Source organism: Microcoleus sp. B3-A4 (assembly GCF_036705385.1).
GTDB lineage: Bacteria > Cyanobacteriota > Cyanobacteriia > Cyanobacteriales > Microcoleaceae > Microcoleus.
Genome location: NZ_JAUBUI010000002.1, coordinates 26313 through 46368, shown reverse-complemented (window position 1 = coordinate 46368; position 20056 = coordinate 26313). Strand labels below are relative to the sequence as shown.

At 40.4% G+C, this 20056-nt stretch carries 14 protein-coding genes and 1 tRNA gene; 8 read left to right on the top strand and 7 right to left on the bottom strand.

All coding sequences use genetic code 11. From position 1 onward, the window contains the following. Positions 1-193 precede the first annotated feature (193 nt). Entirely contained in the window at positions 194-964 is a 771-nt protein-coding gene (locus QUB33_RS01700; RefSeq protein ID WP_333346385.1) for a TerC family protein, read from the top strand. Positions 965-1308: 344 nt separating this feature from the next. On the opposite strand, the gene QUB33_RS01695 is transcribed toward QUB33_RS01700, so the two are convergent. The 4 genes from QUB33_RS01695 to QUB33_RS01680 form a co-directional block, all read right to left on the bottom strand. Further along, positions 1309-1536: a hypothetical protein gene (locus tag QUB33_RS01695; protein WP_333346382.1), complete on the bottom strand. Its 228-nt coding sequence runs from the start codon at positions 1534-1536 to the stop codon at positions 1309-1311. A 37-nt stretch (positions 1537-1573) separates the two neighbouring features. Next, positions 1574-2284 carry a hypothetical protein gene (locus QUB33_RS01690; protein ID WP_333346379.1) on the bottom strand — a complete coding sequence of 237 codons (711 nt, stop codon included), beginning with the start codon at positions 2282-2284 and terminating at the stop codon, positions 1574-1576. Between the two features lie 17 nt (positions 2285-2301). Continuing rightward, a tRNA-Ser gene (locus tag QUB33_RS01685) sits at positions 2302-2377 on the bottom strand. 170 nt (positions 2378-2547) lie between these two features. Further along, a complete protein-coding gene (locus QUB33_RS01680) occupies positions 2548-3636 on the bottom strand; it encodes an ABC transporter ATP-binding protein (RefSeq protein WP_333346376.1) in 1089 nt (362 codons plus the stop codon). A gap of 126 nt (positions 3637-3762) precedes the next feature. Between QUB33_RS01680 and QUB33_RS01675 the strand changes: the two genes are divergently transcribed. Beyond that, positions 3763-5484 carry an iron ABC transporter permease gene (locus QUB33_RS01675; protein WP_333346372.1) on the top strand — a complete coding sequence of 574 codons (1722 nt, stop codon included), beginning with the start codon at positions 3763-3765 and terminating at the stop codon, positions 5482-5484. Positions 5485-5513: 29 nt separating this feature from the next. Then, positions 5514-6035, top strand: a complete 522-nt coding sequence (locus QUB33_RS01670; protein WP_333346369.1) for a pentapeptide repeat-containing protein — start codon at positions 5514-5516, stop codon at positions 6033-6035. A 72-nt stretch (positions 6036-6107) separates the two neighbouring features. On the opposite strand, the gene QUB33_RS01665 is transcribed toward QUB33_RS01670, so the two are convergent. Next, on the bottom strand, positions 6108-7157 hold the full coding sequence (locus tag QUB33_RS01665; RefSeq protein WP_333346366.1) for a Fe(3+) ABC transporter substrate-binding protein: 1050 nt from the start codon (positions 7155-7157) through the stop codon (positions 6108-6110). Between the two features lie 591 nt (positions 7158-7748). On the opposite strand from QUB33_RS01665, the gene QUB33_RS01660 reads away from it, so the two are divergent. The 4 genes from QUB33_RS01660 to QUB33_RS01645 all read left to right on the top strand — a co-directional run bounded on the left by QUB33_RS01660 (position 7749) and on the right by QUB33_RS01645 (position 15026). After that, positions 7749-12062, top strand: a complete 4314-nt coding sequence (locus QUB33_RS01660) for an amino acid adenylation domain-containing protein (protein ID WP_333346363.1) — start codon at positions 7749-7751, stop codon at positions 12060-12062. Positions 12063-12080: 18 nt separating this feature from the next. Next, positions 12081-13019 carry a phosphotransferase gene (locus tag QUB33_RS01655; RefSeq protein ID WP_333346360.1) on the top strand — a complete coding sequence of 313 codons (939 nt, stop codon included), beginning with the start codon at positions 12081-12083 and terminating at the stop codon, positions 13017-13019. Then, entirely contained in the window at positions 12994-13902 is a 909-nt protein-coding gene (locus QUB33_RS01650) for a DMT family transporter (RefSeq protein WP_333346356.1), read from the top strand. The genes QUB33_RS01655 and QUB33_RS01650 overlap by 26 nt, the downstream gene beginning before the upstream one ends. A 287-nt stretch (positions 13903-14189) precedes the next feature. Continuing rightward, positions 14190-15026 (top strand): SDR family oxidoreductase, encoded by an 837-nt coding sequence (locus tag QUB33_RS01645; RefSeq protein ID WP_333346353.1) that lies wholly within the window; start codon positions 14190-14192, stop codon positions 15024-15026. Between the two features lie 587 nt (positions 15027-15613). On the opposite strand, the gene glgA is transcribed toward QUB33_RS01645, so the two are convergent. Both glgA and QUB33_RS01635 read right to left on the bottom strand, forming a co-directional pair. Further along, complete coding sequence (glgA, locus tag QUB33_RS01640; RefSeq protein ID WP_333346350.1) at positions 15614-17089, bottom strand: glycogen synthase GlgA; 1476 nt, start codon at positions 17087-17089, stop codon at positions 15614-15616. A 304-nt stretch (positions 17090-17393) separates the two neighbouring features. Continuing rightward, positions 17394-18122 (bottom strand): AIM24 family protein, encoded by a 729-nt coding sequence (locus QUB33_RS01635; protein WP_333346347.1) that lies wholly within the window; start codon positions 18120-18122, stop codon positions 17394-17396. A 180-nt stretch (positions 18123-18302) separates the two neighbouring features. Between QUB33_RS01635 and QUB33_RS01630 the strand changes: the two genes are divergently transcribed. After that, complete coding sequence (locus tag QUB33_RS01630) at positions 18303-19799, top strand: glycosyl hydrolase family 57 (RefSeq protein WP_333346344.1); 1497 nt, start codon at positions 18303-18305, stop codon at positions 19797-19799. The last annotated feature ends 257 nt before the right edge of the window (positions 19800-20056 follow it).

The window sequence follows — 20056 nt, the reverse complement described above, 5'->3', positions numbered from 1 at the left end:
CCTCAAATTGTGCAACGCCAGAATTTTTCCTTGTTTCCTGGGACTGCTTCCTTCGGACGTTATTGGGACGATCGCCTCCCACAGAATTACCGCGTTAGGTTAAGATTTAAATGAAGGTGACACTAATGTTAGACAGAGCGGGTAATTTGCGCTGCGCTCGACCCTTGGCAATCTTAGGTGCACAAAATAGTTAATGATAGATCAATTTCTCGACGCTTCACCCAATTTTGGAGTTGACGGCTTTTTATTATTGTTGGTTTTGGTGGCTTTGGAAGCTGTACTTTCGGCTGACAACGCGATCGCCCTGGCGTCTATTTCTAAAGGTTTAGAAGATGCCAAGGATCAGCAAAAAGCTCTCAACTTGGGTTTGATAATTGCTTTTGTACTGCGGATCGCCCTAATTTTAACTGCTACTTGGGTGATCCAATACTGGCAGTTTGAACTGCTTGGTGCTCTCTACCTGCTGTGGCTTGTTTTCCAACATTTTACTTCAGAGACAGACTCCGAAGGAGAACATCATGGGCCCAGATTTGCGTCTGTGTGGCAAGCAATTCCCATGATTGCTTTTACGGATTTAGCGTTTTCTTTGGATAGCGTTACTACTGCGATCGCTGTTTCTGACGACACTTTTATCGTCGTAACAGGCGCTACTATTGGAATTATTGCCCTGCGATTCATGGCCGGGTTGTTCATCCGGTGGCTGGATGAGTTCGTTCACCTAGAAAGTGCTGGTTACATTACAGTTGGGTTCGTGGGAATGCGGTTGTTGGTGAAAGTAATTAATCCGGCTTTAGTTCCTCCGCAATGGCTGCTAGTTTCCAGTATCGTCTTGATGTTTGTCTGGGGATTTTCTAAGCGTACTCCTGAGCCAGTCGAGATTGCAAAATCTCTAGAAATGGCTCTGAATCAGCCGGATTCAGAAGTTGCTGTGCGAGAATCGCAAGGACAGAAGTCCGAAAATTAACATACTTTCATTTGAATAAAATTAGCTTAAATCTGTCAAACCAACAAGATTAATGGCTGGTTAAAACCTGCAAAAGCTTTTCATCCCGGTGACTTTAGTCCAGGCATGAAAGGCTTTTATTTTTTAATATTGTTTTTTTCACTACCCGATCGAACTTATAGGAGTAAAATGGGGCCTATGGGAAGGCAGTTATCAAAATCAGACTCAGCAATGGTTAGACTGGTGGGATAGCCAGGGGTATTCGTTGCTGATGGAGAGGAAGAAGCCTAACAGGAACGCCAACGGGCACAAGCCCAGGGCCCAGTAGCCGATCGACAACAGCAACAGAAAGAGCGATTGGCGGCCTATTGGCGATTGCAGGCGATAGATTCAGATTTCAGGCTTGGTGGTGGCTGTATTTTTTGAAGAGAGAGAAAGAGGGCGAGGGATGGGAAGGAGTTGCAGGCGATGGGTTTCACCTGTCGGTAAAAAATGTAACGGTTGCATTCAGCAGCAACCCACACCTTTGCATCAACACCAGCAGCAATTGCTCGTCTGCCTTGCAGGGTCGCCGTTTCTACCGACGCAAGCATTAGGATGCTTTGGTGCTGATAGAAGATACATAAGTAATCAGTTATCTTTAATATTTTTTATAGGCTTCAAGAATAGCTTAGATTTTTTAGATTCAATGTTCCAGTCTCGGGTTTTATCAAGATATTCTTCTAAGTCGGTCATGTGAACCCAATAGTTCTGATGAAAACCTTTCTTTGGGGATTGAACTAAATCTCGGATAATTGAACCTAAGCGTTGATGAACTTCAAATTGCTTATCTAGTTCTACAGAATCCAGTTCGGCCAACTTCTTCGTTAAGTCAATATTTTCGGCAGTATTATCTGTATTCAAAGCATGAAACCATTGCCCATGAGCAACTTTGTTTCTCAAAAGACTAGGAGAATATATGTAATTTTTAATAATTTCAAAGAGTTTTTTCCTTCTATTGTGCAAGTCTGAGTTTTTTGACCATTTACCAACCTTTTGTAGAGCTAAATCTACCATCTTTTCCCATCCCTTAGCCAGTCCATTATTATTTTTAATCTTCTTAATGTCGTAAATTTCTGATGGAGAAAATGCGGAGGGAGTGTAAACTATTTGAATAAATTGAGCTTCAGACCAAGCAACATACAGAATAGCTAAAAGCTTTGTTTTTACCTCTACCTGAAAGTCATCTGATTTTCTTAGGTAAAAGTTTATATCCTTAATTAGACTCTCCTTGACTTGATTTAACTTTCTTACATTACAGCTTTGCAGCTTATAAAGCTCCAAGATTTCCTCATTTGTCATAACTAAGAAAATATCTGTGGGGGAAGGAGGAATCGAACCTCCATCTCCATCATTTATCCAATGATGTCGCATTAGCCATATTATGCTACCCCCATGTTCTCTAGCCCATTATATCATGTATCGGAAGAAGTTGTAGGCGATGGCAATTTTTCGGCACCCTAAATCTAGTGTGGCTGCGTAAGTCCTGTTAAATAAGGAAGAGGGGGAGACTGGGAGATGGGAAGAGGGGGAGGATTTTTTCCTCATTAGCCATTAGCAATTAGCTATGGCTTAGGCTTACCGACAAAGAAAGCTAAGGGAGAATTGTCACCACAAGATAACCGAACTTTAGAACCAATGGGAAAAACATTTTCTGTGGTTGTAAGTGCATATAACTTTTCTCCAGAAGGAGTTTTTAAACAATAACGATTTTCTCTACCTAAGAATTGGCGATCGCAAATCACAATAGCCGAATCTTCATCTAAGAATAAACTTAAATCTTCCTGCCGGATCATCAATTGTCCTTCAGTAGAAACATCACAAGGAACTTTTACAAATGAATCTTTTTTAACAGCAAAACAACCTACTTCTGTTTCCCAAAAATCCTGCTTCAGCGATGCAGACACAAAATTAGCTTGCGTCACAAACTCAGCCACAAATCGAGAGGCGGGTTGTAGGTAAACTTCCTCTGGAGTACCAAACTGTTCTAATTGGCCTTGACGCATTACCGCTACCCAATCAGAAATCGAAAGTGCTTCTTCGCGATCGTGCGTGACAAATACACCAGAGGTTCCCGTTGCTTTAAGAATCTCGCGGACTTCCTGACGCAATCTTAACCGTACTTGTACATCTAAATTACTCAACGGTTCATCTAGTAAAATAATCGCAGGTCTAGGGGCTAACGCACGGGCCAGGGCCACTCGCTGTTGCTGACCCCCGGATAATTCATGGGGATAACGGTTTTCCAATCCTTCTAATCCCACCAACGCTAATGCTTCTGCGACACCTTTCTGAATATTATGCTTTGACTCTTTTCCTTGATGCGTTAAGCCAAAAGCTACATTTTTTGCGACTGTCAAATGGGGGAAAAGTGCATAGTCTTGAAACACCATACCAATGTCTCGCTGTTCCGGCGGCACTGACATATTAACACTGGCTACAGTTTTTCCTGCTAAAGCGATCGTCCCTGCTTGTAGCTGTTCAAAACCAGCAATTAACCGCAGCAACGTTGTTTTCCCACAACCCGATGGCCCCAACAGCCCCAGTATATCTCCCTGATGTAATGTCAGGGTGACAGATGCCACCGCAGGTGATGCTGCTTGGGAATACTGTTTTGTTACACCATCTAGATGCAGAATTATCGGTCGAGCCATTATTGCTATAAACAATCAACAACTTACTATTCTACAATAAACCAGTTTAGTGAGATAAATTGTCATAAAGACTTGACAAATGTTTACACATACTGATAAACTAGCAAGCTAGACTTTTTACTAGCGATGAAAAATTTCCAAAAATCACTACAGCAAACAGCAATCAGCACAATCCAATGGCGATCGACCTTACCCGGTCTATCAGCTAGTGGGTGGACACTTGCGGTTATAGCTTTAGCATTGCCGATCGCCGTACCAGTTCTGAGTGTCTTATCCAGTATCTTTGTTGAAGCTAAAGATACATGGCAACATTTAACCGATACAGTTTTAACCCGTTATATCGTCAACTCTTTATTGTTAATGATCGGCGTAGGCTTGGGTGTTGTCGTGATTGGCGTAGGATGTGCCTGGCTAGTAACAATGTGTCGCTTTCGGGCCAGTCGCGTATTTGAATGGGCATTACTGTTACCCTTAGCTGCCCCAGCTTATGTGCTAGCTTATACTTATACAGACTTTTTAGAATTTTCCGGCCCAGTTCAAACTGCTTTGCGTTATATTTTTGGCTGGAGTTATGGAGACTATTGGTTTCCTAACGTGCGATCGCTCCCTGGAGCAATCTTAATGCTAATCTTAGTTTTATATCCCTACGTCTACCTATTAACAAGAGTCGCATTTTTAGAGCAATCCACTTGTACCCTAGAAGCTAGTAGAATACTTGGCTGTAGTCCTTGGCGGAGTTTTATTACAGTTGCCTTACCAATGGCAAGACCCGCAATTGTTGCAGGCTTAGCACTGGCTTTGATGGAAACTCTCAACGATTATGGGACTGTTCAGTATTTTGGAGTTGATACATTCACCACAGGTATTTATCGGACTTGGTTTGGCATGGGAGAACGAATTGCAGCAAATCAATTAGCTGCGATGCTATTATTATTTGTTCTAGGTTTAATTTTACTAGAACGCTGGTCTCGCAGCCGGACTAAATATTATCAGGCTAGCAGCCGCTATCGCCAACTACAAACTTATCAACTTAAAGGAATTAGGGAAATCTTAGCCGTAGTTGCTTGTTTAATGCCGCTATTTTTTGGCTTTTTATTGCCAGCAGGTCTTTTACTCCAGTTGACATTAGCTAACTGGCAACTCACTTTAGATGAACGTTTTTGGATATTTGCACGTCATAGTTTAATTTTGGCCACTCTGACAGCAATTTTAGCCGTAGTTATTGCCTTGATTATGGCTTATGGTTTACGGTTATATCCTAATTTAGGAGTGCAGTTAGGAACGAGAGTTGCGGCAATGGGCTATGCTGTACCTGGTTCTGTAATTGCAGTGGGGATTATGGTTCCCATTGGAAAATTTGACAATCTATTTGATAGTTGGATGCGTGAAAACTGGGGGATTTCAACAGGTTTGTTGTTAAGTGGTACGATCGCAGCTTTGGTATTTGCCTATATAGTTCGCTTCCTAGCTGTTTCTTTAAATGCGGTGGAGTCAAGTTTGAGCAAAATCAAGCCTAATTTAGATGATGCGGCGAGAAGTTTGGGTTATAGTCCGATGCAAACTTTGGTTACAGTTCATACACCAATGATGACCGGAGGTTTACTAACTGCCATGATGTTAGTATTCGTTGATGTGATGAAAGAGTTACCTGCTACTATAATTATTAGACCTTTTAACTTTGATACTTTGGCGGTGCGAACTTATCAACTTGCCTCAGATGAGCGATTGGCTGAAGCTTCTGGCCCAGCATTGGCAATTGTTTTAGTGGGGATGTTACCGGTAATTTTATTAAGTTGGAAAATTGCGCGATCGCGCAATTCTTCAACAGAGTTAACGGTTAACAGTTAAAGGTTAAAATTATCCCTTTACAAATCAAGATGATTAATAAAAAATTAGCAATGTTTACCCGCACGACGGGCACAATCTCTTTCTTACTACTTACTATTTTTGTCACGTTTGGATGCCAAAAACAGGCGGCTAGTCCCCTCGAAACATTACAAAAAACTAAGCAATGTCCAGCATGCGATCTGAGTGCCGCTAAGTTAAGCAACCTTGATTTAACAAGCGCTAATCTCAATGGTGCTAAGTTGGAAGGCGCTGTGCTAGAAAAGGTCAAACTTAATGAAGCCTTACTCGATAGCGTCAATCTCAAAGGTGCAAATTTAAAAGCTGCTTCTCTGGAAAAAGCAGGTTTATTTGGGGCCGATCTCACAAATGCTGATTTGAGTAATGCAAATCTCAAAGGGGCTTTTTTGCGAGGCGCAAAACTGAATAATGCCAATCTTAGTAACGCCAATTTAAGTGAAACTGACTTAAATAGTGCTGATTTGACAGGGGCTAACCTGAAAGGGGCTAACCTGAAAGGGGCTATAATGCCGGATGGTACAATTAAAAATTAAAAATTCAAGTTGGTTGGATTCGGCGGTTGAAACCGCCGAATCACAAAGAGTAGCTTCTTGGTCAAAAAGCCTCTATTTCCATCCGGCGCGATCGGCAATCTTTAAAGCGTCGGCGTTATTTTTCCCAAACACATCAGGGTTGAGAGGATCGGATTTGAATGTACCAAAACTGGCAACTGCAGGATCGATGGTCGCACCTGAAATCACAGGGTATTCGTAATTACTCCTAGCAAAAATTTGTTGGGCTTCGGGACTGGCTAAGTGTTCCAAGAATTTGGTCGCGCCTGCTTTGTTACGGGAGGTTTTGACTACACCCCCACCACTAATGTTGACGTGGGTACCGCGATCCCGCTGGTTGGGGAAAAATACACCTACTTTCGCCGCGATCGCTTGTTCTGCTGGATCTTTCGATTTCATTAAGCGAGCTACATAATAGGTATTAACAATGGCAATATCGCCTACCCCATCAGCAACAGCCTTGATTTGCGCCGTATCATTTCCCTCTGGAGGACGCGCAAAATTAGCCACCAATCCTCGCGCCCAAGCTTCTGTTTTTTGAGCTCCATGAACCGCTAACATAGCCCCAACAAGAGACTGATTATAGATATTAGTGGACGATCGCACTAAAACTTTGCCTTTCCACCGAGGTTCTGTCAGCGCCTCATAGGTTGACAACTGGGCAGGGTTCACCTTGCTTTTGTTATAAACAATCACCCGTGCCCGGCGCGATAGACCAAACCAGAAACCTTGAGGATCTCGCAAACTTGCTGGAATTGCCGATGTCAGGACTGTTGAAGAAACAGGTTGCAGAATACCTGCTTGTTTTGCCCGCCACAAACGCCCACCATCCACCGTGATGAAAACATCAGCGGGGCTATTTGCACCTTCACTTTTGATCCGTTCAATTAGTTGGTCAGCATCCGCTTCAACGAGGTTAACCTTGATCCCAGTTTTTTGGGTGAAGCTTTGGTACAACTGATTATCAGTGTCGTAGTGACGTGCTGAATAAAGGTTGAGAGTGCCGGTTTGGGCTGCGACAGGGGCTTTTTTGCTTAGTTCCCCCACTGCCACGACAGCCATTGCTGTACCGCTGGCAAGAAAAATACGCCGAGAAATGCTCATTGTTCTATAACGATAGATTTTTTCATCTGGTAATTGACACGATGGTAGATCCACAGCCATCTATAGTCATTGCTTTACTATATTAATGCAAGTAATTCTTATTTGATGATCGAGAGCGTAACTATTTTAGGGCTGACGCACGGGTGGTCAGAAATCCGGTCTCGACTTCGCTCAATCGGCACTTTTTTTTACGAAAAGACTTAGTGGTAGCCCGCAGATTAGGTAAAAGTGGCTTTGCACAATTTGAGGATGGTTATTGTAGGGTGTCCTGCCTGCTGTGAAAATACACGCCTTCGGGCTTATGGGCCCATCCACCAAAAAAATCAAAATCATGCCGCTATTATGCAACGCCCGAGCGTGCTTACGTAAATCCTGTTGTTAATAAATGTTACAAATACGCTCGTTTATGAAGGAGCGGTAGTTTTATGTGAGATTTTAATAATAGAGGCTAGATTACCAATCGGAGCAAATAATTTCTGTCTAACAGTAAATTGACGAAAAAACGCGATTGCGCCCGCGTAAGGAATGATACGAGACTTACAAGAGAATTTTTACTAAACCATACCTTCTCTAGGAAAAAGTTATTTTACTATGACCAACAAATATACTTCTATCTGTATTCATAACTTATTTGAAATCCAAGTAAATACAAATCCGTTAAATGTTGCTGTAGCTTTTGAAAAACAGCACTTAACCTACCAAGAATTAAATGAGCGTTCTAACCAGTTGGCCCACTATCTAAAGAGTTTGGGCGTGCGAGCGGAAGTGATGGTAGGAATCTGTTTAGAAAGAACAATCAATACTGTTATTGGACTTTTAGGTATTTTAAAAGCTGGTGGCTGTTATATACCCTTAGACCCAGCCTATCCCCAAGAACGTCTCGCTTATATAGTAGAAAATTTCCAACCAATAATATTATTAACTCAGCAAAGTTTATTGGCAATTTGTCATAATCTTCTTCCCGATCAACAATCAAATCTTGAAAATCAACAAACTATCATCGTTAGTATTGATAGTGACTGGGAAAAAATCGCTCAATGCAGTCAAGAAAATCCTGACAGCACATTAACCTCAAGAAATTTGGCATATACAATTTATACTTCCGGCTCTACAGGTAAACCCAAAGGAGTGCAAATTGAACATCAATCCGTTGTCAATTTTTTAATTTCTATGATTCAAGAACCGGGAATAACGGAAACCGATAGACTTTTAGCAGTAACAACTATATCATTTGATATCGCAGCTTTAGAAATCTACTTACCATTGAGTGTAGGAGGAAGTGTAATTCTAGTAAGTCAAGAAAATTCTACCTACGGACCGAAGTTAATCGAACAAATAGAGGAAACAAAAGCCACCATCATCCAAGCTACTCCGGCTACTTGGCAAATGCTTCTAACATCTGAATGGAAAGGCAATAAACAATTAAAAGTTCTGTGCGGTGGTGAAGCACTTACCCAAAAACTAGCATTTCAATTACTGGAAAAAGTAGGTAGTCTGTGGAATATGTATGGACCAACGGAAACAACGATTTGGTCAACGGTTTACCAAGTAACATCAGCTACCGAAAAAATACCTATTGGTAAACCCATTGCTAATACTCAAATTTACATTTTAGATCAGCATTTACGCCGTTTAACAGACCCACTTACTCCTGTACCTTTTGGTGAAATAGGAGAATTAAGTATTGGTGGCGAGGGTTTAGCTAGAGGTTATCTCAATCAGCCTGAATTAACACAACAAAAATTTGTTCCGAACTCTTTAAGTAATCAACCTGGATCGCGTCTTTACAAAACGGGAGATTTAGTTCGTTATCTTCCAGATGGAAATATCGAATATATAGGACGTATAGATAACCAAGTAAAAATTAGAGGATTTCGCATCGAGGTGGGAGAAATTGAAACCCTACTTCATGAACATTTTTTAGTAAAAGAAGCTGTAGTCAATGCGCGGGAAGAAAATAATGGTGAAAAACGCCTCGTAGCATATATTATTCCGAATCAAGATACTGAAAATACAAATATTTCCGATACTGAGACTGACGCTCATCGTTCCCAAACTGAACAATGGCAAAAAATCTGGAATGATGCTTACAGTCAATCTAATGCTGAAGAAGATCCCACTTTTAATATTAGTGGTTGGAATAATAGCTATACAGGTTTACCAGTACATCCAACAGAAGTAAAAGAATGGGTTGAACATACAGTAAAGCGGATTCTTTCCTTAAAACCCAACCGTGTTTTAGAAATTGGTTGTGGGACAGGGATGTTACTATTTCGCATAGCTCCTCAGTGCGATCGTTATTGTGGAACCGACATTACAAAAGCATCAGTACATTATATTGAAGAACAATTAAATAAACAAGGGCAAGATTGGTCAAAAGTCAGCCTTTATCAAACATCAGCGGACAATTTAGAAATATTAGCAAATCAATCTTTTGATTCTGTAGTTATTAACTCAGTTATTCAATATTTTCCCAGCATTAATTATCTAGTCAAAGTATTAGAAGAGCTTGTGCATAAGGTAGAGTCAGGGGGTTTTATTTTTGTGGGCGATGTACGCTCTCTCCCCTTATTAGAAACCTTCCATACTTCTGTGCAGTTATATCAAGCTCCCTCGTCTTTATCAACCAAACAACTAAAACAACGTATTCAAAAACGATTAAATCAAGAACAAGGATTAGTAATAGACCCTGATTTTTTTCGGGCTATTAAACAACATTTACCCCAAATTACTGATGTTGAAATTAGGCTCAAGCGAGGACGCTATCATAATGAATTAGTACGTTTTCGTTATGATGTAATTTTGCGTGTGGGAACTCCCAAAACAAATATAGAACATTCGTGGTTAGATTGGCAACAAGAGAGTTTTACTTTAGAGAAATTAAGTCAAATATTAGCAGAAATAAATCCTCACACTTTAGGAATCCGTAACATTCCTAATGCCAGAATTTTTGCTGATGTAACCGCTCAAGAAATATTAGCTCAGAAAGATTGTCCTGATACTGTGGCACAATTGAAAGAATTAGTAGAAAAAGCTAGTCAAAATGTAGTAGAACCTGAAGATATTTGCGAGTTAAGTGAAAAATTCTCCTATATCGTTAATATTAACTGGTCGCAAGATCAAGCCAATGGTTGTTATGATGTAATCTTCAAGCATGAAGAAGCAATCTTCACCGATACACCGGACAACGATCGCAAAATCTCATCTCCTGTCTTCTTAAAACCTTGGTTGGTTTATGCTAATAATCCTGTAACGGAAAACTCCACACCGCAGCTAGTTCCACAATTACGCAGTTTTCTGAAACAAAAGTTAGCTGACTATATGATTCCTTCTAATTTTGTCATAATGGAGAGTTTCCCTTTAACTCCTAATGGTAAAATCGATCGCCGTTCCCTTCCAGCACCTACTCATAACCGACCAGTTTTAGAGTCACCTTTTGTTCCTCCTCACAATACGATTCATGAAGAATTAGCTGAAATTTGGTCAGAGGTGTTAGAAATTGAACCCGTGGGTATTTATGATAATTTCTTTGAACTGGGAGGACACTCACTATTAACGGCTCAAATTTTTCACAAAATTCATGAGGTTTTCCAGTTGGATTTATCCCTGCTTTCCTTCTTTGAGAATCCGACAATTAGTGGATTAGCTGAAACCATTGAAAATTTACGTCAGGGTAATCAACAGAATCAACAGATAGGCCAAATCGTAGATTTATCAACAGAAGTTGTTTTAGATGAAATGATTAAGCCATCAGTAAATTTAATCCAACCCTCTGCCACTCCTACTAATATTTTATTAACCGGATCAACTGGGTTTTTAGGTGCGTTTTTGCTACAAGAACTGTTAGAGCAAACTAAAGCAAACATTTATTGTTTAGTTAGAGCAGTTAATTTTGAAGAAGGTAAACAGAAAATTGCTGAAAATTGGCAAAAATATTTAATAAAAAATGAGGGTTTTACAGACCGTGTAATTCCCGTTTTAGGGGATTTATCTCAGCCTCTTTTGGGACTCACTCAATCAGAATTTAATAATTTAGCAACAGTAATAGATGTAATTTATCATAATGGAGCATTTGTTAATCTGTTTTATCCTTATTCCTATCTAAAATCTGTTAATGTTTTAGGTACTCAAGAAATACTCAGATTAGCTGTTAAAACCCAGCTTAAACCCGTACATTATATTTCTACTCTGGCTATTTTTGAATCGGATTTTTATGCCGGAATGAAAGACATTAAAGAAAATGATCCTTTAGAAAAAACTGAGGGTATGAATGATGGTTATGCACAAAGTAAGTGGGTAGCAGAAAAGTTAGTAAAACTTGCTTTAGATCGTGGTATTCCTGTGAGTATTTATCGTCCCGGACAGATTTCAGGACATAGTAAAACAGGTGCAAGCAATACTAATGATTTAATGTGTCGTTTGTTCAAGGCTTTTGTTTTACTAGGAAATGCTCCTCAGATGGATTGGATAATGGATCTCGCACCTGTGGATTATGTGAGTAGTGCGATTATTCATTTATCCCAACAAAAAGAATCTATTGGCAAGACTTTTCACTTAGTCAATGCTCAATCTTTATCCCTGAGTAATTTAATTGAAGAAATTAAAGCTTTGGGTTATTCTATTCAACAAATTTCTTATCTTGATTGGCAAAAAGAATTTCGGGAACTAGCCAATCATTCGGTTGATAATTTTCTGAGTCCTTTATTACCAATGGTGACTGAAAAGATACCTGGAAAAGATGTGACATATTTAGAAACTTCTTCCATGACATCTCAATCATTTGATTGTGAAAATACCATTAAAGGATTAGATACAACCTCTTTGATTTGTCCCCCTGTGGATCAACAATTAATTGCTACATACTTTGATTATTTTCATCAAAGTGGTTTTCTTGTTAAAGAATAGTTATCTAATAAACAAACTATGAATTTCTTTGAAAACCAGAAAAATATTTTGCAAATACTTACAAGTATTTGTCAAGATTTTAATCTTGGAAGCTACATAAGTAGCACGGTAGTAAATGTGGGATATGAAGACTTGAATTATATTTTAGAATCATCCAGCGGTAAATATTTTGTAAAAATTTTTCAAAATAGAGCTAAGGAAGATATAAATAGATTAATTAGTTGTATTCTAAAAGCCATACAAGGAGGGGTACACCATCCTAAATTCTACGAAGGAAATCAAGGATATTTGTATAATAAAGATGATTTAAGTCTTTGTGTGCTTGAATATGTAAATGGAAAGAGTTTTTACGATTTAAACTTAAAACCATCTTTTGATGAACTGAGGTTTCTTGCCCAACAATCAGCCTTGATTCATCAAATGGATTTAAAACCTATACCAACTTATAACCAATGGGCATTAGTAAATTTTGTTAATGAATATAATACAAAAAAATCTTATTTAAAAAAAGAGGATATTAAGTTTATAAAACCATTATATAAAATATTTGGTCAAATAAATTTTGAAAAATTGCCCCATACATTTGTACATGGGGATATTGTTGCTACCAATGTATTAAAAGATAAGAATAATAAAATTTATATTATTGATTTTGGTGTTTCCAATTATTACCCTCGCATCATTGATTTGGCAGTCATTATGTCTAATTTATGCCTAGTAGAAGATAAAAATGAAACTATTTATCGTGCAAATATTTTAATAGAAGAATATCAAAAATATACAAAGCTTTCTGATGAGGAGATTGGCTTACTTCCAATTTTTACTAGAGCGGCAAACGCCTTACATATTTTAGGTGTTAATTATGAAGAAACTAAAAATTATACTAGCAAACATTCTAAGGAAAATACATATTGGCTAAATCAAGGAAGGCTTGGACTTAGCCAATATATGGAGTAAACAAAATATTATGTGGATAATATTAGCTTTAAGTGCAATGTTAATGTGGGGGGTTTCTGATGTACTATATAAAGCATCAATGAAGGAAGAATCAAGATTTACTATATATGTAGCCAATTCTATAATTTATGGTTTGTTTGGGATAATATATGCTCATATTACAACTTTTGATTTTAAATTTGTGTTTGATTTTAATGTATTTTTAATGATCCTGCCATTAGGCATGATTCGATTAATATCTACATCGTTTTACACAAAAGCAATGACTTACACCTATTCATCTATTGCTAGTCCAATAATGAGTAGCACTACTGTGTTAACTACTCCACTTGGTATTATTTTTTTAAATGAAAAATTGACTATACCTCAATTAATTTGCGTAATCATTTTGGGATCATGTATTGTATCTATAGCCTTAATAAAAAAGAACAGTCATACTGAAAATAACAATTTGCATCATTTTAGAGGCGTACTATTTTCAATTTATTATCTTCTCTCTGTGAGTACAATGTATTTTTTTGCGAAGCTTTATGTTAATACATATAATTCGCGCATTCTTGTATACTATTACAGTATCGGTGCTATTGGTTCGATGATAAGTTTTTTGATATTTACTGGAAAATGGAGAAAGGTCAAACCATCTACCGTAAAGAATAAAATAAAAGCCTTGCTCGCCATAGGAACAAATATGGGAGGATATATTTTGTATGTTTCTGCACTAGAAATTAACAGTATTTCTACAGTACAACCCATTGTATTTTCTTATTCGATTGTTGTATTAATACTTTCAAATTTTTTTTTAAAAGAACATTTATCGTTAAAACAAAATATCATTATGGTGATTATGATTGCTTGTATTACAGTCTTAAGTAGTCGGACATAATTAAAATACACCATTCCATTCAGTACACTATTAAATTAGACTATATTATTGAGAGAGGAACGCACTCAAGAAAATCAATTTCAATCGTTTCAACTTTTGCTTTGTTGAGAGTAATGAAAGATAGTTATAATCCAATACGGTTCAGTTAGTGCTAAAAAACCGATCGTGCGTAGGTTGGGTTGAGAAACGAACCCTCCGTTTCACTCGACCCAACATTTTCGTACAATTTTCCTTAACTGAACCGTTTTGAGTTATAATCGCTTTAAAGTCAGAAACATAAACTAAATATGAATCAAGAAAAATATTTAAAAAATCGTGTAGCTATGGTGACAGGAGGAGCATCAGGAATGGGTAAGGCGATCGCTTTAGCTTTTGCCCAAGCAGGTGCTAATGTAGTAATAGGTTCACTTTTAGCAAGTAATAATAGCTCAAAACCTGAAGAATTAGTTTATTTACCCGGTGCTGAGGAATTAGAAACTACAAAAAAGGAAATTGAGGAGCTAGGAGTTAGAGCGATAGCCACTAATCTTGATGTGTGTTCAATGGAGTCTGTACAGGCGTTTTACGATGTAACCATCAAAACATTCGGCAAAATAGATATTCTGGCTAATGCTGCGGGAATTAGTGCGGAGCAGACAATATGCGGTCATTCCGATCGGCTTTGGCAGAAAGTTATAGATGTTAATCTCAATGGGGTCTATCGCACCATCAAGCTTTGTCTGCCTGGTATGATCGAGCAACGATGGGGACGAATTATTAATATTGCCTCCACCGCAGCTTCAGTAGGTTCTCCATCTAATGGTGCTTATTGTGCTGCAAAAGCAGGAGTAGTAGGCTTGACTCGTTGTGTAGCCTTAGAAGGTGCTGCATATGGGGTATCTTGCAATGCGATTAGTCCTGGTTGGGTGGAAACCAAATTTGGTAAAAGTTGGATGACACATATTGCTGAAACAGTAGAGGAGCAAAATCCCGAGCAATACATTCAACAAACAAAACAGACTAATCCTCAAAAGAGAATGATTCAACCTCAAGAAATTGGAGCGTTAGCTGCTTTTTTGTGCAGAGAGGAAGCTTTTGGGATAACGATGCAGGAGCTAACAGTATCAGCAGGATCGCTTTGGTAGCGACTCTTGTTTTAACTCTGATAATTAAGCAAACTGTAAATTTCAAGATAACTGCGTGCATATTGTACAACTCTTTGGGTCTGCCTGCCACCGCTATATCAGGACTGACGCAACTGGCAGATGGTGATGAGAGCGATCGCCAACCATGTCAAAATCAAACGGATTTGCACGATCGACCGACAAGCCGTGATCGCCATTACACCTTACCTTCAGCCACATAGAGAACCGACAAGTTGACAACCCTGCTCAAACCCACATTCGGCACCCTGAACTGTCACATTACGAATTTTCGGAGTTTAGCGAAAGTGAACTGGCAATCACCAGTTCAATTACCCACTTGTGTATATAAAAAGTGACCCTTTTGGTTCACAAAATTCCGCAAAAACCGATTGTGGCAGTGGAGGGTGCTGAAAGTGAGTTAAACCATCTCGCGCTCCCAAAAACAAAGCAAGAGCCAACTCATGGCGATTCTCGTCACCGCCATGTATCCACTGTCAGACTTCGCGACCAGGCTCAACAGCCACCAAGAAGCGGGCTAGCAGTGCGAACCCTACAGTTAATAAGGTGCACACTGGATACGCTACGGATTATTTGTGTCTAATTTGCTCGTAAATTTCCACATAGTCTTTAGCTGGATATTTCCACGAATTGTCACAATTCATGCCTTGAAGCATGAGTTTTTCAAATTCATCATGATAGTCATACCACAATCCGATCGCCCGATCGAGCGCCGACTCTAAAGCGCCGTAGTCGCTTTGGTAAAATACGTAACCGTTGCGTTCTTCCGGGAGGTGGCGGGTGTCGTAATCTCGATCGAACACAGTATTCACCAAACCGCCAACTCCCCGCACCACAGGAACAGTACCGTACCTCAACCCAATCATCTGAGTCAGCCCGCAGGGTTCGTAATTACTGGGAACCACAATCATATCCCCACCCGCGTAAATTAAGTGCGACAGTTCCTCATTAAAACCTAGTTCTAAATGGCAGTCGGGATTATCATTTAAAAACTGTCTTTCGTGCTGGAAATGCGCGTTAATTCCCGCTTCCGTCGCGGAACCCAAAAGCACGAATTGCGCTCCCTTACTCAGAGAGTAATAAATTGCATGGTGGACGAGATGAACACCTTTTTGGTCGTCCAAACGACCGATAAAGGTAATAATAGGCTTGTCAGCATCGCGCAGTAACAGCCGATCGCGCAAAGCTTTTTTAGTTTTGGCTTTTCCTGCCAAATCCTCCTGATTGTAGTGGTGCGGAATATAGCGATCGGTCTCGGGATTCCACACATCATAATCGATGCCGTTGAGCACCCCGCGAAACTTCTCTTGATACAAATGCAAAGTGTGGCCCAAACCGTAGCCAAACTCGCCGAGGTGAGCTTCCCAAGCGTGGTGCGGCGAAACCGTGGTGACAAAGTTCGAGTAAACAATGCCGCCTTTCATAAAGTTGATGGCAAAAGGGTTAAAGTTATCTCGCAGGCGATCGTACTCAAAATAATAATCCGGTCTGTGCAAACCCGTTGCTTGCAAAATATCGCTACCTCCCATGCCTTGATGTTTGAAATTGTGAATGGTATAGCACACTCGCTGATATTCCATCCAATTGTATTTGTATATTTCAAAAAGCAAGACTGGCACCAAACCAGTTTGCCAATCGTGACAGTGAATCACATCGGGACGCTTGTTGCTTCTGAGCAAAAATTCCAAAGCGGCTTTGCTGAAAAATGCAAACCGCATATTGTCGTCATTGCATCCGTAATAACAGCCGCGATTAAAAAAGTTATCTTGAGAGCGAGGTTCGATGAAAAAACACAACTGCCCGTGCACCCACCCGCACAAGACATCGCAGAGGATTTCGCCGCCGTACCAGGGCACAGCCAAATCCCGGTAGGCTTCGTGAAGTCCCCAAATGTGGTCGTACCTCATGCAGTCGTACTTGGGTAGAATAATCTCGACGCAGTGGCCGGAATTCTGCAACTCCCGACTCAAACCGTAAACTACGTCGCCTAAACCTCCTGCTTTGATGACGGGGGCGCACTCCGAGGCAATTTGTACTATGTACATTTTTTTTTCTCGCTCCTGGATGAATCAAAAAAATATTTTCTTAACTTGACAAAGTATAGGAGTTCTCGGCAAATAAGCAAGTAGGCCATTGGGAATACACGGAAATACGCACAGCTAGCGGATGTTGGCGCAGATTCGGGCGATCGGACTGTTGCTTAAAATACAGCTACGGACACGGCACTGCCGTGTCCCTGATGTGCCCAAGTGTAATCGAGCGCCTGTGTTTCCAGATTTGGCACAAATCAAACTAATTGGTCAAATCCATTCCTTTTTATCGATCGCATCTCCTGTCGCTGTCAATAGCTCAACCCAAACCCATCGCATCATTTTCACATACTAATAATTTACCTTTGCCCTGATAATACCAAACATAACCCTCTCCACCGCCTTTGCCAAAATGACCTAATTTTCGATAGTCTTCTTCAATCCCCTTGGTAAATCCTTTTACTAAATCGCAATCAGCTATCAAAGTTTCACCTTGCTTGAGTTCGACAACCTTAGCTGGTGAATTGGTAGCTGCTACAACAGTAGCTTTTTGTTCCCGCAAAGCTGTAACAGCAATTCTCCACCTACCGTCATTAGAAGCAGCCACTTGTCGGAATTTCAGTTTTTTAGCACCGATAACTACATTGTCCGAACAAAACTGAAATATACCGTCATCAAATTCCCACTGCTCTGCATCCGAAAGCTCGATCGGCGTATAATGCAGGAAATGGCCTTTTTGTCTCGGTTCCAGTTTCACCGTACCAGTCCCTTGATATACGGGAGCGTTGTAGTCCATTTCCGTTGTCAAAGATACCCACATATCTTTTAAACGATTATCCGTTTTATAAACACCCGAAGTCAATTTCCCCATACACCAATGCAGCGCACCTTTTTGAACTATCACTCCCGAATTGTTCAAGTTAATTTCCGCTTGCTGAACCAACGGAATATTTTTAGTGGGATGGTAAAACTTATTGGTTTCAGGATTGATGTTATTTTGGACGTACCACAAATCCGTTGGTTCCAAAAGCTTGATTTCGTATTTCATAATTGACCTCGCCTATTGACGTGAAATGTGTTAAACATTTTACCCAAGATTAGGAGCTTCCGCGCTCCCGGACTTATCTTGGGTAATTTATCTTTTGCAGACATCCTCTGCTACTGTTAAAGTATCTAGCTATCTTAGCAATAGCAGACAGCGCCCCTCCACAATTGTTGAGAAAAATTTATGCCTGCGATCGCACAATCTCCCAATTTACCGATTTTACAAGAAATCAACTCAGGATTCCCCAATATTTGCGGCTCCGAAGCAGAAATCAGTGCCGCAGCCAATAGCAACGAACCAGTCTTTCTACCTGCCACAAACCTCCGCCTCGAAAACATTCAAGCCGGATTCGCCTGCGCCCTCCATATGCACCAACCGACAATTCCTGCAGGTGCAAACGGCGAACTGATCAGCAATCTCCAGAATATGTTTGAACATCCCAACCAAGGAGACAACCACAACGCTGGAGTCTTTGCTTGGTGCTATTCTCGCATGGGGGAATTCATCCCACAACTGATTGCTGAAGGCTGCAACCCGCGAATTATGCTCGACTATTCGGGCAACTTATTGTGGGGATTGCGCCAAATGGGACGCGACGATATCTTTGATAATCTCAAGCGGATTACCTGCGATCCTCAATATCAACCCCACGTAGAATGGCTGGGTACAATGTGGAGTCACGCCGTCATTCCCTCAACTCCCATTCCCGACATCAAACTCCAAATTCAAGCATGGCAACATCATTTTGCGGCAATTTTTGGGTTGGATGCCCTGAAGCGCGTTAAAGGTTTTTCGCCCCCAGAAATGCACTTTCCCAATCACCCAGATACACTTTACGAATACATCAAAGCTTTGAAAGAATGCGGCTATCGCTGGCTGATGGTGCAAGAACATTCTGTAGAAAATCCCGATGGTTCGGGATTGTCGCAAGACCAAAAATATATTCCCAACCGTTTAGTTGCCCGCAATTCTCAGGGCGAAACAATCAGCATCACGGCTTTGATTAAAACCCAAGGCTCAGATACGAAATTGGTGGGTCAAATGCAGCCTTATTACGAAGCCAAAGGACGCAATAAACAGCAAATTGGCAATGTCACAGTTCCTTCTTTAGTCACTCAGATTGCCGACGGCGAAAATGGCGGCGTCATGATGAATGAATTTCCCAGCGCTTTTGTCAAAGCTTGGCACGAAAACCGCGAACAAGGCGGGGGAAAATCCGGCGTTGTCGGTTTAAACGGGACTGAATATTTGGAAATAATTGAGGCGGCGGGCGTTAATCCTGAAGATTATCCTGTTTGTCAGGGGATTAACCAGCACAAAATCTGGCACCTAGTCGATCCTGATAGTGCTACACCGGAAAAAGTGGAAAGTGCGATCGCCCAACTCAAGCAAACCGACCATAATTTTCACATGGATGGTGCTTCTTGGACTAACGATTTGAGTTGGGTGAAAGGCTACGAAAATGTCTTGGAACCGATGAATCTACTCAGCGCTGCATTTCACAAAAAATACGACCCGCTGGTGCAGCAAGATCCTTCAGTTACCAAGCAGTTTGAATACCAGCAAGCTTTGCTTTACAACTTGCTGCTACAAACAAGCTGTTTCCGCTATTGGGGACAGGGAACTTGGACTGATTACGCGCGCGAACTTTACAACCGTGGCGCTGCTTTAATGAAGTAGGAAAAGTTCGCAGTTGCGATCGGGCAAATAGCTTTGATTAATTATTAGCATTCGTATTTATGCAGGCACACTATATGTAGTGTGCCTGCATAAGTCCTGTATAGAACCCATTTGAGTTCTGGCGAGCGATCGCTCATAGCAGTCCATCACTCATGGCGGTCGATCGCAATTTTACACTATTTTTGGGCGATGATTGGCTATAATGGCGATCGCAATTAACGCATTTTGACCTTGGTTCCTGTTACTGCGAGGTCATC